Genomic DNA, 14918 nt, shown 5'->3' with positions numbered 1-14918 from the left:
TCGTCGATGGCGCGCACTATACGGAGCGTCTTTTTAACTGTAAACCCCTGTCGTCAGTTTTTTTGGTTTTTTTTACCAACGGTGTTCAAAAGTGCTTTCAGGCGTCGATACAAGGCTTTAGATGGGCCTTATATAGTCGGAAATTTCCCGTTTGATGGCGCCTATGCCAAACTAACCCGCATATAGACAAGGTGAAAACTCTCTAATGGCCGATTGGCAGTCCCTCGATCCCGAGGCCGCTCGTGAAGCGGAAAAATATGAAAACCCTATTCCCAGCCGCGAACTGATCCTGGCGCATCTCGCCGATCGGGGTTCGCCTGCTGCCCGCGAGCAACTGGTCGAAGAGTTTGGTCTGACCACCGAAGACCAGATCGAAGCCCTGCGTCGCCGTCTGCGCGCCATGGAGCGCGACGCTCAACTGATTTACACCCGTCGTGGCACTTATGCGCCGGTGGATAAGCTTGATCTGATCCTCGGCCGCATCAGCGGTCACCGGGACGGCTTCGGCTTCCTGGTGCCGGACGACGGCAGCGATGACCTGTTCATGAGCCCGGCGCAAATGCGTCTGGTGTTCGACGGCGACCGTGCATTGGCGCGTGTTTCCGGTCTCGACCGTCGCGGTCGCCGCGAAGGCGTGATCGTCGAAGTGGTGTCACGTGCTCACGAAACCATCGTCGGCCGCTACTTTGAAGAAGGCGGTATCGGCTTTGTTGTCGCGGATAACCCGAAAATCCAGCAAGAAGTGCTGGTCACTCCGGGCCGCAACGCCAACGCCCAGATCGGTCAGTTCGTCGAGGTGAAGATCACCCACTGGCCGACGCCGCGCTTCCAGCCGCAAGGCGACGTGGTCGAAGTGGTCGGCAACTACATGGCGCCGGGCATGGAAATCGATGTTGCCCTGCGCACCTACGACATTCCGCACGTGTGGCCTGAGGCTGTTCTGAAAGAAGCGGCCAAGCTCAAGCCGGAAGTCGAAGAGAAAGACAAAGAGAAGCGTGTCGACCTGCGCCATCTGCCGTTCGTCACCATTGACGGCGAAGATGCCCGCGACTTCGACGATGCGGTTTATTGCGAAGCCAAACCGGGCAAGCTGCGCCTGTTCTCCGGCGGCTGGAAGTTGTACGTGGCGATTGCCGACGTTTCCAGCTACGTGAAGATCGGTTCGGCGCTGGACAACGAAGCGCAAGTGCGCGGGAACTCGGTGTACTTCCCTGAGCGCGTAGTGCCGATGCTGCCTGAGCAGCTGTCCAACGGCCTGTGCTCGCTGAACCCGCACGTCGATCGTCTGGCCATGGTTTGCGAGATGACCATCTCCAAGTCCGGCGAAATGACCGACTACTGCTTCTATGAAGCGGTGATTCATTCCCACGCTCGTCTGACTTACAACAAAGTCAGCGCGATGCTGGAAACGCCGAAAATCACCGAGGCGCGTCAGCTTCGCGGTGAGTACAACGACGTTCTGCCGCACCTCAAACAGCTTTATGCGCTGTACAAGGTTCTGCTGGCGGCCCGTCACGTACGTGGCGCGATCGATTTCGAAACGCAGGAAACCCGAATCATCTTCGGTACCGAGCGCAAGATTGCCGAAATTCGTCCGACTACCCGTAACGACGCGCACAAGCTGATCGAGGAGTGCATGCTGGCCGCCAACGTGGCCACCGCCGAGTTCCTCAAGAAGCACGAAATTCCTGCGTTGTACCGTGTCCACGATGGTCCGCCACCGGAGCGTCTGGAAAAACTGCGCGCCTTCCTCGGCGAGCTCGGTCTGTCCCTGCACAAAGGCAAGGACGGCCCGTCGCCTAAGGACTATCAGGCACTGCTGGCGAGCATCAAGGACCGTCCGGATTTCCATCTGATCCAGACCGTGATGCTGCGTTCGTTGAGTCAGGCGGTGTACAGCGCCGACAATCAGGGCCACTTCGGCCTGAATTACGAAGCCTATACCCACTTCACCTCGCCGATCCGTCGTTACCCGGACTTGCTCACGCACCGCGCGATCCGCAGCGTGATCCATTCGAAACAGGACACCCCGCACGTTCGCCGTGCCGGTGCGATGACCATTCCGAAGGCGCGTATCTATCCGTACGACGAAGCGGCCCTTGAGCAACTCGGTGAACAGTGCTCGATGAGCGAGCGCCGTGCCGACGAAGCGACCCGCGACGTAGTGAACTGGCTCAAATGCGAGTTCATGAAGGATCGCGTGGGCGAATCGTTCCCGGGCGTGATCACTGCGGTGACCGGTTTTGGCCTGTTCGTCGAGCTGACAGACATCTATGTCGAAGGCTTGGTCCACGTCACCGCGCTGCCGGGTGATTACTACCACTTCGATCCTGTGCATCACCGCCTGGCGGGCGAGCGCACCGGTCGCAGCTTCCGTCTCGGCGATACCGTTGAAGTTCGCGTCATGCGCGTTGACCTCGACGAGCGCAAAATCGATTTCGAGATGGCGGAAAAAACCATCAGCGCGCCGATCGGCCGCAAGAAGCGTGGTGCTGAAATCGCTGCTCCAGCGACCAAGGCTGTGGAAGAAAAGGCCCCGGCAAAAACTGCCAGCCGTCGTCCAGCCAAAGAGAAGGCTGTCGAAGCCTATCGCCCAAGCGATGCCGTGGCGAAAAACGCCGAGCTGCGTAAAAGCCGTGAAATGAAGAAAGCACTGCTTTCCGATGCCAAAAGCGGTGGTAAAGCGGCGTCTGGGGGAAAGACCGGACGGTCGGCGCCTGAAAAGGCCTCCGGCGGCAAGCCAGCCAAACCGAGCAAACACCGTAAAGGCCCGCCAAAAGCGGGTTCTGCTCCAGCCAAAAGTGGCGGGGCGCGTAAACCGAAGGCGAAGTCATGAGTCAGTTGGAAAAAATCTACGGCGTTCACGCGGTAGAAGCGTTGTTGCGTCACCACCCGAAACGCGTCAAGCAGATCTGGCTGGCCGAAAGCCGCAACGATCCGCGCGTGCAGACCCTGATCGAATTGGCTAACGAGAATCGTGTCCAGGTCGGCCAGGCCGAGCGTCGTGAAATGGACGCCTGGGTTGAAGGTGTGCACCAGGGCGTGGTTGCGGACGTCAGTCCAAGCCAGGTCTGGGGCGAGGCGATGCTCGACGAGCTGCTTGATCGCACCGAAGGCGCGCCATTGTTGCTGGTGCTCGACGGCGTGACCGATCCGCACAACCTCGGTGCCTGCCTGCGTTCGGCGGATGCTGCCGGTGCGCTGGCGGTGATCGTACCGAAAGACAAGTCGGCCACCCTGACCCCTGTGGTGCGTAAAGTGGCTTGCGGCGCGGCCGAAGTGATTCCGCTGGTTGCCGTGACCAACCTGGCGCGCACTCTGGAAAAGCTTCAGCAGCGCGGTCTGTGGATTGTCGGCACGGCGGGTGAGGCCGAGGTCAGCATTTATGACCAGGACCTGACCGGCCCGACCATCCTGATCATGGGCGCCGAAGGCAAAGGCATGCGTCGCCTGACCCGCGAGCACTGCGACTATCTGGTGAAGCTGCCGATGGCCGGTAGCGTCAGCAGCCTCAACGTGTCCGTGGCGACTGGTGTTTGCCTGTTTGAAGCGCAGCGTCAGCGTGGCGCGAAAGCCAAGGCTGCCGCCAAGAAGTCCTGATCTGCTGCAACTCCCCTGTAGGAGTGAGCCTGCTCGCGATAGCGGAGTAACATTCAGCATTAAAGTTGAATGTTGCGCCCTCATCGCGAGCAGGCTCACTCCTGCATTGTTTTGTGGGGTGGCATGAATCGGTGATTGTTCAAATAATCACCAATTGCCTTGCACCTCTTCTGTCCCTTCTCTACAATTGCGCCCCTTGCTGTGACGGCAGGCACGCATGTGCCCCGCGCCGGCAAGTCCATAAGTGTCATTCACTCCTTGTCTGACCGTTTTTGAGCGGCAGGCTACAACCCGTAAGGAGCATTCATGCGTCATTACGAAATCATCTTTTTGGTCCACCCGGATCAAAGCGAGCAAGTCGGCGGCATGGTTGAGCGTTACACCAAGCTGATCGAAGAAGACGGCGGCAAAATCCACCGTCTGGAAGATTGGGGCCGTCGTCAACTGGCCTACGCAATCAACAATGTTCACAAGGCTCACTACGTGATGCTGAACGTTGAGTGCACTGGCAAGGCCCTGGCCGAGCTGGAAGACAACTTCCGCTACAACGATGCAGTGATCCGTAACCTGGTCATCCGTCGCGAAGAAGCCGTTACCGGCCAATCCGAGATGCTCAAGGCTGAAGAAAACCGCAGTGAGCGCCGTGAGCGTCGCGATCGTCCTGAGCACGAAGGCGCTGAAAGCGTTGAAGGCGAAGAGAACGACAGCGATAACGCTGACGAGTAATCCACGGACCTTATTAAGGAGCCTATCAAATGGCACGTTTCTTCCGTCGTCGTAAATTCTGCCGTTTCACCGCTGAAGACGTGAAAGAGATCGATTACAAAGATCTCAACACTCTGAAAGCCTACGTATCCGAGACCGGCAAAATCGTTCCAAGCCGCATCACCGGTACCAAAGCTCGTTATCAGCGTCAGCTGGCCACCGCTATCAAGCGCGCCCGCTTCCTGGCCCTGCTGGCCTACACCGACAGCCACGGCCGCTGAGACCGGGCAGTCGACAAGTAGCAAAGGATTGAATGCATGCGTGCCTTAGCTGAGTTCATCATGCGAGGCCGTATGCAGGCCACTCTCGTGGTGGCCGGATGTGCAACATTACCGTTGTTGTATTGGTTGGGTGCCGCCGCCGGGAGTCTTGTACTTCTGCGGCGCGGATTGACGGGCGCCCTTGGCGTTCTGTCCCTGGGGCTGCTGCCGGCATTGATCTGGTGGCTGTATGCCGATGACCCACGGGCACTTCTGGTGCTGCTGGGGTCTTCGGGACTTGCGTTGGTTTTGCGCGCAAGTGAATCCTGGGTCCGCACGCTGCTGGTCAGCGTAGCGATTGGAGTGGTGTTTTCAGTGGTGCTCGGGGCGGCGTTTGCCGCCCAGATCGAGATGCTCGCGCAGGCCCTTATAAAGGTCATGCCGGCGCTTCTCGGTGAGACCTACAAGCAATTGTCGGTCGAAGAGCAAGCGCGTTTCGCGTCCCTGATTGCACCGGTCCTGACCGGACTGATTGCGGCTTTGTTGCAGATCGTCAGCGTGCTGAGCCTGATTGTCGGGCGTCATTGGCAGGCGTTGTTGTACAACCCGGGTGGTTTTGGTCGCGAGTTTCGCGCCATCCGGATCCCGCTGGGGCCGGCGATGTTGCTGCTGGCGTTGATGCTTCTGGGCCCGAATCTCGGTGCACAGATGGCCATGTTGACGCCGTTGTGCAGTGTACCGCTGGTGTTCGCCGGTCTGGCCCTGATTCACGGGCTGGTCGGGCAGAAGCGACTGGCCGGTTTCTGGCTGGTGGGGTTGTACGTCACGCTGTTGCTGTTCATGCAGCTGATCTATCCGTTGCTCGTGGTTCTGGCCATTGTCGACAGCCTGATTGATTTTCGCGGTCGTCACGTGTCGAAAGACACCGACAGCGCGAACGGTGAAGGTTAAAAGTTAAGAGGATTTCCACATGCAACTGATCCTTCTGGAAAAAATCGCCAACCTGGGCAACCTGGGCGACAAAGTAAACGTTAAGGCCGGTTACGGCCGTAACTACCTGCTGCCTTTCGGCAAAGCTACCGCTGCAACTGCTGCCAACCTGGCTGCGTTTGAAGAGCGTCGTGCTGAGCTGGAAAAAGCTGCCGCAGACCGTAAAGCATCGGCTGAAAGCCGTGCTGCCCAACTGGCCGAGCTGGAAGTGACCATCACTGCCACCGCTGGCGACGAAGGCAAGCTGTTCGGTTCGATCGGTACTCACGACATCGCTGACGCACTGACCGCCTCCGGCGTTGAAGTTGCGAAAAGCGAAGTTCGTCTGCCGAACGGCACCATCCGCAACGTGGGTGAATTCGACGTGGCTGTGCACCTGCACGCCGAAGTTGAAGCCACCGTACGCGTTGTAGTGGTAGCAGCTTAAGTAACACCTGATCGGCTGGCGGCTAGTCCGTCAGACGGTTAACATCGGGCACGATCCTGTTTACAGGTCGTGCCCTTTGTCTTTCTGAATTCCCTGTTTTTCCAAACTACACAAGTGGCCATGAACGATATCTCCGCTCCCGAGCAATACGATCTGCAAACCGCTGCCCTGAAGGTGCCGCCGCATTCCATCGAGGCCGAACAGGCTGTACTCGGTGGTCTGATGCTGGACAACAACGCCTGGGAACGCGTACTCGATCAAGTCTCCGACGGCGATTTCTATCGACATGACCACCGTCTGATCTTCCGTGCGATCGCCAAACTGGCCGATCAGAACTCCCCGATCGACGTCGTGACCCTGTCCGAGCAACTGGACAAGGAAGGTCAGACCTCGCAAGTCGGTGGCCTCGGTTATCTTGGCGAACTGGCGAAAAACACGCCGTCCGTCGCCAACATCAAGGCCTATGCGCAGATCGTTCGCCAGCGAGCGACGTTGCGCCAACTGATCGGCATCAGCACCGAAATCGCCGACAGCGCTTTTAACCCGGAAGGTCGCACTGCCGAGGAAATCCTCGACGAAGCCGAACGGCAGATTTTCGCGATTGCCGAGGCTCGCCCGAAAACCGGCGGCCCGGTGGGCGTCAATGACTTGCTGACCAAGGCGATCGACCGCATCGACACCTTGTTCAACACCGACAACGCCATCACCGGCCTGTCCACCGGTTACACCGACCTCGACGAGAAAACCAGCGGCCTGCAACCGGCCGACCTGATCATCGTTGCCGGCCGTCCATCGATGGGTAAAACCACTTTCGCCATGAACCTGGTGGAAAACGCCGTATTGCGCAGCGATAAAGCGGTGCTGGTGTATTCCCTCGAGATGCCAGGTGAATCGCTGGTCATGCGTATGCTCTCCTCGTTGGGGCGGATCGATCAGACCAAGGTGCGTTCTGGCCAATTGGAAGATGACGACTGGCCGCGCCTGACCTCGGCGGTCAACCTGCTCAACGATCGCAAATTGTTCATCGACGACACCGCCGGTATCAGCCCTTCTGAAATGCGTGCACGTACCCGACGTCTGGCGCGTGAGCACGGTGAGATCGGCCTGATCATGATCGACTACCTGCAATTGATGCAGATTCCAGGTTCCGGCGGCGACAACCGAACCAACGAGATTTCTGAAATCTCGCGTTCCTTGAAAGCCTTGGCCAAGGAATTCAACTGCCCGGTGGTTGCACTGTCCCAGCTCAACCGCTCCCTGGAGCAACGACCGAACAAGCGACCAATCAACTCCGACCTCCGGGAATCCGGAGCGATCGAGCAGGATGCCGACGTGATCATGTTCGTCTACCGGGACGAGGTGTATCACCCTGAGACCGAGCACAAAGGCATTGCCGAAATCATCATAGGCAAGCAACGGAACGGCCCGATCGGTTTTATCCGCCTGGCGTTCATCGGTAAATACACCCGCTTCGAGAACCTGGCGCCGGGCAGCTACAACTTCGACGACGACGAGTAATGGCTGGCCGGTTTCAACCGGTCAGCTGTTCTTCCCCCGCGTGTTATTCAGTTCCGCCGGCGACCTCCGCGCCGGTGTCGCGCGCGGAATGCTCGTTCATCTCTTGTCGGGACAACGTTACGATCAGCGCCTCTTCAACGTTCGCCAGCGAAGTTTGCAGCGCCTTGGATTGCGCGTCGTATTCGGCAAATGCAAGCGTCTCGGCGGCGTGCGCGTCATCGAGGAGCGCCTGGCGATCCTGAAACGTCTGTTGCTGCTCATCGAATTGCGCACGGTACTTGTGGGTGACGAATTCCTGCCAGAACTGCCTCGACACCAGCGCGTTGAATTCTTCAGGTGAGTTGTCCAGCGCGATGACTTTTTCGTACGCAGCATCCAGTTGCGCCTTGGTCACGTCGACTAAATTATCGAAACCCATTCGCTCCGGCTGTCCCGGCAGTTGCAGACGTTCTTTCAGGCGGTGGCGATAGAAAAGCCGGATCTCGACTTCCTCGCGGACGTGAGGTGCTGGCTGCGCCGCTGCTCCCTGCGGCCTTGATTCGAGAATTCTGGCCTCACGCTGGGCAATGTCCGCCGAGGCGATTTTGTCGACCTCATGCAAGCGGAACAACGCTTTGGAAAGTGCAGACAATTGCGGGCCTTGGGCGTGATCTCGAGCCTGGCTGCGAGCGTCGTGCACCATTGTCAGGATTTCCAGATTGGTGAACGTGAACGCCGCCCGATCACAGCAGGCTGCGTCGCCCGCCCGATCAAATACTTCTTTGCGCAGGCGTTCGGAGTCCGCGTTGTTTTCGGTAATGCTGTCGATGAGTTTCCAGACCCGTCGTTGAAGGTCGTGGTGACCGGTCGGGATGTCCAGCAAGCGTTCAAGCGTATCGAACAACCCTCCCGAACGCGGCTGCTCACGCAGTGTTCGCCACTGACTTCTTCTGGCGGTTACCTCATCGGCCGTCAGTCCTGATGTCCAGCGTGTCATCGGATCATCTGTCGCGGGTCGACTGAGGACCGGAACATGGCCTCGCGCCGTGTCGATCAAATTGTGCAGGCCCCGCAGCGGCGTTTCGGCCTCTATCAGTCGGGCATCGTAATGATCCAGCCGTAAGTGGGTCTCCGGGGACAGCGGATTGTGGCCGATATCGGTCACGTTGTTGATGCGCACCGTGTGCGCCAGTCGATCGTCCGGCGGGGCAACGACCACATCCGGAATGTCGGTGATCTGGTTGTGGCTCAGATTGAACGTGTCCAGCAATGGTTGATCGGCTATTCCGGTCGGGAAGGTGTCGATCCCGGTGTTAGCCAGATTCACCGAGCGTATGTCGGGCATATGGCTGAATTCCGGCGGGATGCCCAGTCGCGGATTGTCGTGCAACCACAGGGCTCGCAGTGTTGCGCGCTCGGACAACACGCGGGCGGTGTCGGCTGTCAGGGAAATCTGATTATTCTGCAGAAACAGTCGGGTCATCCCGCTCATTTCTCCAACGGCCGGCGGCAGCTCACGCAATTGGTTTTGTGACAGATCCAGCCAGCGCACATGACGGAAGCGGGTCAGAAAGCCTTCCGGTGAAGTGTTCAGCGCCATATTGCTCAATCTGAGAGAACCGACATGACTGAAATCGACATCGATGTCCGGCAGGGTGGGCAGCATCAGGCCACTGAGATCCAGTTCCAGGCCGATGGGCGTGCGGTCATTGGCCAGCCGCTGCGGTGTTTCCCGCCTCCAGCACTTGATAATCCTGTTACTGGCCTGGACCCGGTCGGCGCGGGTCAGTGCGTTGACCGCCAATTGATCTGCGCGAATGTACCCCCCGCGGTTGCCTCCTCCAGAAAACACCCAGGCGTCGAGTTGAGTTTTCAGTACGCCGAATTCCTTTTCGAGGCTTTTGAGTTTCTTTCCCGCAGCGCCACTCTCAAGGCCCCAGAGATACTCCCGGCAGTCCTTGATGCTCTTGTTTGGAAAGAGTCGTCGGTAGCGCTGTGCTCTTGAGTTGTCGCTATCAAAGGCTGAGGGGTGGGCAGTGCTCAACAGCTCGGGGTGAGCCGTGTTCACGCGCAGCCAAAAAGCATCGAATTTCTCCCCGTACGCCGGCGGAAAGTCGTTGCCTTCGAGCAGTGTGGCCCCGTTGAGCCGGGCCATCGCCGGCAACTGCTCGGGAGTCGGATCGAGAAATGCCAGCGGCACCTCACGCAATTGGTTGTTGCGTAGATCCAGGCCGGTCAGCGCGGTCTTGTCCTGCAAGCCGCTCGGCCACTGACTGATTCCCGAATTACTCAGGTTCAGGGAGGTCAGGCCAGACATGGCACTGAAGTCAGGCGACAGTTTCAGCGCCGGGTTCTCGGAAAGATTGACCGTTTCCAGGTGACTTAACGTGCTGAGTTTTGCCGCACTCTGCTCGTCCAGTTCAATGCGGTTATTGTTCAGGGCGAGGTACTTCAGTTTGTCCATCTCGGCAATTTTCCCCGGTAACTTTTCAATCGCGCTGTGGGTGACCGCCAGATATTCCAGATTGGAAAAATTGCCCAGGAATACGTCGGCCGCGTCCGACCAGGCAATGGTGTGCAGGTCCAGCGACCGGACATGACTGAAATCCGCGCTCAAAGCCGGGAGTGGGCCGGCCCCGAGCGGTAATCTCAGCGCGTCCCCGGAGTCACGCAGCCAGCACCCCTTGATCGTCCTGGCAACGCGCTGCACCCAGAGTTTTGTCGCCGCAGTGCTGGTGGCGGGGTCGTCGTGAGTCCGGACGTATTCATCCAATTGCGCCTCCAACTGATCGAGTTCCAGCGCGCGTGCAGCCAGCCCGGTGCGTGCTGTGTCGTCCATTTCCAGAACGAAGTCCTTGGCCGCTTGCGCATCCTTGTCGGGGTGAAGGCGTTGCACCATGGTGACGTCGGCGGTATCGCCATCAAGCCTGAATGCGCCGTTACCAGCGTGGGTGGCCATCTCCGGGTGTGCAGCGGCGACGCGTCGCCAGAACCCTTCCAGCGTTTTCCAGTAGCCCGGCGCAAACGCGTTGTCATGAAGCAGCGTGACGCCGTTGATCCGCGCGCGTGCCTGCAACTGATCGGCCGGCGGGTTGAGGATCGCCTCCGGGACTTCACTCAGACGGTTCTGGCGCAAATCGACGAGTTCCAGCCCAGCCTGCTGTTCCAGACCTGTCGGCCAGTGGTCGATGCGGGTATTGCTCAGGTTCACGACTTTCAACGCCGCCATGGCGCTGAAGTCCGGTGTCTGTCCAAGGGGATTGCCAGACAGGTCGATCCGCTCAAGTCGGGAGAGTGAGCTCAGATTGGTGGCAGCCGGAACATCCAGCTGAATTTGGTTCGAACTCAGGTCCAGCGCTTTCAGGTTATGCAGGGTGGCGACAACGTCGGGCAGTTTTTCCACGGTGGAGCGGGTGAACGTCAGGCGTTCCAGACCCGAAAAGCCGCTGAGAAAGGTGTCGGAGGTGTCTGACCAGGTGATCCTGTCCAGTTCCAGCGTCCGAACATGGCCGAAGTCGGCTTTGAACGGTGGCAAAGTGGTTCCGTCCGGGGCAGGTATCAGTTTCAGCGTTGACCCGGTTTGCTGACGCCAGCAGCGCTTGATCTCCACAGCAGCGAGGTCAATCCAGGCTTTGCTGGCGGCCGGCACGGGCGATTGCGTGTAGGTGCGAGACCAGGCCATCAATTCTTTCTTGAGGTTTTTGTAATCTGTTTCGCGACGTACCAGACCGCCCGAAACATCCTCCCCCAGCGATTGGATTACGGCGCTGACTTGCTCTTCGCTCAACGACGGGTACAGCTTGCGCACGCGTGCCGCCGGGCTGTTCAGGCGATTGAGTGCGCTGGTGAAACGGTCCATCAGTTGCCGGTGCGGGGCTTGTCCGGCGCGGTGCATGCCGCCTGCGCCCGGAAGATTGACCCCGAGCCAGCCGTCCTCCGAATCGAACACAATGGCTTCCGATCGGCCCGGGCGTGTCGCGACATAAAGGTTGTCGGTACTGGCGGCGACGGCATCGTCGGCACGGACAATGCGCATCACTGGCGTCAACGCAGTGGAGGCTTCGGGATCGTGCAGGGCTTGATAGGCGATATTTTCAATCACCGCGAAGAGCTTGCCGTCAAATCGGTGCAGGCCATCAGTGCCGGGCTCGACGCCGGCAAAGTCCAGCGCTGTGCGAAAAGCCTGCAACCGACTGTCGCTCAGCGCAAAAGTGATCGGCGAGTCGTCCTGCTCATACCACAGCTTGCTCTGCGGATCGCGAACCAGCACCGGCCCCGACGGTTGCAGTTCGCTGGTCAGTCTCGCGCGCTGCTGGCCGGTGTGGGGATCGACCCCGACAGACACGACACCCACGTCCATTACATCGACGTAGCGGCGTCCCTTGAACGTGATGAATCCGTCTACGTCGGCCGGCGGAAGCGCCGTTTTCGTCGCGATCCGGTAATGTTCCAGCGATCGCTGCGCAGGTGCCGAGACGATGTCCACCGAGGGTGTCTGGCTGATAGTGACCGGCACTGGAGTAATGGCTTCCAGGTCAGCCTGGGCGGGGGTTCTGCCCGCAGGTGTCGGGTTTCGTGGCCTTGGTAAGGTCGGAATATCGAAGTCCAGATGTGCCAGGGTGTCCGGTCGCGGCAAATGTATGTTGTCCGTTTGCACGGGGCGTGTGTGCACCTCAACGTTGACGGTGCTGCGGGTCGGCGGTTTTACAGGCATGAATGTTTCGTCCTTGAAGAGTGTTGCTTCAACTTCCGCTAATGGGTCGTTGAGCAGTTTCGGCGTCATTGCCGGGTTTGTGCCGGATGCGGCGGGTCGCCGACCGGCGCTGCCGTGCCGGTCGGTGCAATTGTTCAGTCCGCGAGATCGAAGATTTTTTGTGCGGTTCTGCCATCGATGGTTTCGCGCCATATGCGCACGTGAGGTCGGCCGGCCAGTTCATCCAGACGTTGCGATGTCACGCCCGATCGACTCTGCGCGAGGGTTTTCAGGTGGCCACCCTTGACCTTGAAGTTCAGCGCCGGGCTGTCCTGCTTTTCATAGTGAAAGTGGACGTGCCACAGGGGGTCACCGGTTTGCCTGTCATTCACCGAGTAGATGCTGAGAAACTCCTTCTGCTCACCTTTACCTCGCGCCACCCGATTGTGGGTTTGTTTGACGCTCAGATGACCGTGGCTGATCAGATACGCCACCCGGTCGGCACTCAGAACAGTTTTGTCCTTGTACAGCCGCACCCGAATGTCCTCGCCCTCGCTGCGCAAACGCTGACTGTTTTCGCGCAGGCGCTGAATCAGCGGCTCGACATCCGTTGCGAGCGGGTTGGGTGACTGTTCGATCTGCACACGCAATTCGTCGAGTTCTTCTGCCTTGGCGCCAAGCCTGTCGAGTATGTTGCTGGCGGTTTCCTTCGCTCTCTCATCCTGACGAGCGCCGGCCAATTGAGCCTCGATGGCTGCAAGGCTCTCGTCGGCTTCGGTCATCAGGACGCCAAGGGTCTTGTCTTGCGTCGTGACGATCTTTTGCCATTCGCCTTCCTTGCGTTCATAGGTCCGCAACGTCTGAGTCGGATTGTCGGCGCTCATCACATCAATCACTTCGTCGCCCGCCGGGGTTCGCCGCGACTGGCCGATACAGATCTTGAAATGGCCATGATGGCGGGCGCGGAACACGCGCTTGGGCGGCGGCGTTACCCCGGTGCGGTCCTGTGCGGGGATGAAGTCGAAGTCGATGGGTTGGTCATGGATCGGTAGCACCATGACTCTTTCCAGATCCTGGTCGTAGCGTGCCAACCGTTCTTCAAGAGTGTTTTCGAAGGCACGTATGGCTTTGGTGATTTCGTTTCTCGAGTTCACATGCGCCGGATCAGGCGGCAGGGAAAAGCGTTCGTAAGACGCCCGGATCGCTGCGCACTGGTCGAGCAACGTGCTCAGTACGGCGATGCGGGCGTTGTCCGGCATACGCTCGATGGCTTGAAAGGCCGTGGTCGCCTCCGAGAACGCGATCGCCAGTTTCGCCGGAACAAAATCTGCGCCCATCGGCACCTCCGTCAGCAGACGGCTGCGCGCATCGATCCAGCGCGCGGTCACGGCGTGAATATCGGTCGGGTCGAAACCCACTTCCGTCAGCTCACTCTGTGATGAAGGCGAGCTTTTGAGGGCGTCACTCGCGATTTGTTGGCGCTTTTCCATGAGCGCCAGTTTGTTCGCCAGATAGCTCGCAGCTGTGCGATAGGCCTCAAGAATATCCACGGGCGTGCGCAGCTCCTGCATGTGCCGCGCATCCCTGACGAACATCAGGCGGGTGTAGGCAGCGACTTGCGCTATCTGCCTTTCGAGTAATTCCTTTTTGTAAACGGTGCTGGTTTTGACCATGGCCAGCGCCTCGCGCTGGTTCAGGTAAAAACTGGCGGAGTCATCCAGTAGAAGCATCAAGCGGCGAATCTGTACTTCCATCGCCACGGCGGCGCCTCTTTCACCCTCTTTGCCTCTTGCTTCGCGCCATTCGGTTTCCAGTTGCCGGGAGTCCACGACCGCCTGATTGATCGCCTCCGTGTCGTTTTTCAGGCGCAGCTCCAGGCTGGCCACTGCCGTGGCGGCGATGTTGCTGGTCCTGGTCCTCGGCATGCCGCTGATGCCGCCGACCAGAATGCCCACCCAGCCATCCACCGCGTCGTGGGCAATCGGTTCCGAGCGGCCCGGGCGTGACGCGACATACAGGTTCTGCTCGTCACGGGCGACAGCATCCTCTGGCCGGACAATGCGCATGACCGGTGTTTGCGGCGAGGAAGAATCCTGATCATGGAGAACCTGATACGCGTTTTTTTCGATCACCACGTACAGTTTTCCCAAGTAGCGGTGCAGCTTGTCAGGGCCCGGCTCGACGCCAGTGAAATCCAGATCGGTGCGAAAACCCTGCAGGCGGCTGACCGGCAACGGGTAGGTGACTGGTACAAAATCAGCCAGCGGGCGCCAGAGTTGACTGCTGATGTCGTATGACAAAGTCGGCCCGGAAGGCAGCAATTCGCTCGACAGTTTTGCCCGATACCGGCCCGTTTCCGGTTCGCTCACGATATGCACGACGCCGCCCTCCGCCACGTTGCCGTAGCGACGCCCCTTGAACGTCCTGAATCCCTCGGCGTCGGCGTGCGGAAGCGGGGCCTCGGTGCTGATCCAGTAATGTCTGAGCGGTTGTTGCGATGCCGGATTGAGCACTTCGGCGGCGGATAAAGGCCGGCTGATGGTGACCGCTGGCGCCGCAGTGATTGCCTCCAGGTCTACGTCTGCCGGCGTGCTGTCCGGGCGTTGAGCTGTTCGCAGTGCGTGGGCGGCGGGCGAGTCGATCTGGCGCCGTACAGCGGCGGTTGTCGGTTCATTGGGGCGTGTATGGACATCCACGCTGGTGACGCCCCTGGCGGGTGGTTTCGGTGACATGTCTTCATCCTTGA

At 59.3% G+C, this 14918-nt stretch carries 9 protein-coding genes; 7 read left to right on the top strand and 2 right to left on the bottom strand.

What is annotated here, in order from left to right:
• The first annotated feature begins 205 nt into the window (after nt 1–205).
• The 7 genes from rnr (at nt 206) to dnaB (ending at nt 7500) form a co-directional block, all read left to right on the top strand.
• Nucleotides 206–2836 (top strand): ribonuclease R, encoded by a 2631-nt coding sequence (gene rnr / locus JFT86_RS03645; protein ID WP_201235768.1) that lies wholly within the window; start codon nt 206–208, stop codon nt 2834–2836.
• Nucleotides 2833–3600, top strand: coding sequence for a 23S rRNA (guanosine(2251)-2'-O)-methyltransferase RlmB (rlmB, locus tag JFT86_RS03640; protein WP_201235766.1), 768 nt, complete (start codon nt 2833–2835; stop codon nt 3598–3600). Before rnr ends, rlmB begins: the two co-directional genes overlap by 4 nt.
• A 306-nt stretch (nt 3601–3906) precedes the next feature.
• Entirely contained in the window at nt 3907–4326 is a 420-nt protein-coding gene (gene rpsF, locus JFT86_RS03635; RefSeq protein WP_201235765.1) for a 30S ribosomal protein S6, read from the top strand.
• 29 nt (nt 4327–4355) lie between these two features.
• Nucleotides 4356–4586, top strand: coding sequence for a 30S ribosomal protein S18 (gene rpsR, locus JFT86_RS03630; protein WP_002551829.1), 231 nt, complete (start codon nt 4356–4358; stop codon nt 4584–4586).
• A 36-nt stretch (nt 4587–4622) separates the two neighbouring features.
• Entirely contained in the window at nt 4623–5516 is an 894-nt protein-coding gene (locus JFT86_RS03625) for a hypothetical protein (RefSeq protein ID WP_201235763.1), read from the top strand.
• 19 nt (nt 5517–5535) lie between these two features.
• Nucleotides 5536–5982, top strand: a complete 447-nt coding sequence (rplI, locus tag JFT86_RS03620; RefSeq protein WP_003186385.1) for a 50S ribosomal protein L9 — start codon at nt 5536–5538, stop codon at nt 5980–5982.
• A gap of 120 nt (nt 5983–6102) precedes the next feature.
• Nucleotides 6103–7500, top strand: a complete 1398-nt coding sequence (gene dnaB, locus JFT86_RS03615; protein WP_201235761.1) for a replicative DNA helicase — start codon at nt 6103–6105, stop codon at nt 7498–7500.
• Between the two features lie 43 nt (nt 7501–7543).
• Here the strand turns inward: dnaB and JFT86_RS03610 are convergent, their stop codons facing one another.
• Both JFT86_RS03610 and JFT86_RS03605 read right to left on the bottom strand, forming a co-directional pair.
• Nucleotides 7544–12262, bottom strand: a complete 4719-nt coding sequence (locus JFT86_RS03610) for an NEL-type E3 ubiquitin ligase domain-containing protein (RefSeq protein WP_242489469.1) — start codon at nt 12260–12262, stop codon at nt 7544–7546.
• A gap of 65 nt (nt 12263–12327) precedes the next feature.
• Complete coding sequence (locus tag JFT86_RS03605; RefSeq protein WP_201232128.1) at nt 12328–14904, bottom strand: hypothetical protein; 2577 nt, start codon at nt 14902–14904, stop codon at nt 12328–12330.
• Between the last annotated feature and the right edge of the window lie 14 nt (nt 14905–14918).

The sequence above is a fragment of the Pseudomonas sp. TH06 genome, assembly GCF_016651305.1.
Taxonomy (GTDB): domain Bacteria; phylum Pseudomonadota; class Gammaproteobacteria; order Pseudomonadales; family Pseudomonadaceae; genus Aquipseudomonas.
The sequence above is the reverse complement of the archived record's forward strand: the minus strand, read 5'-3'. Positions and strand labels throughout refer to the sequence as shown.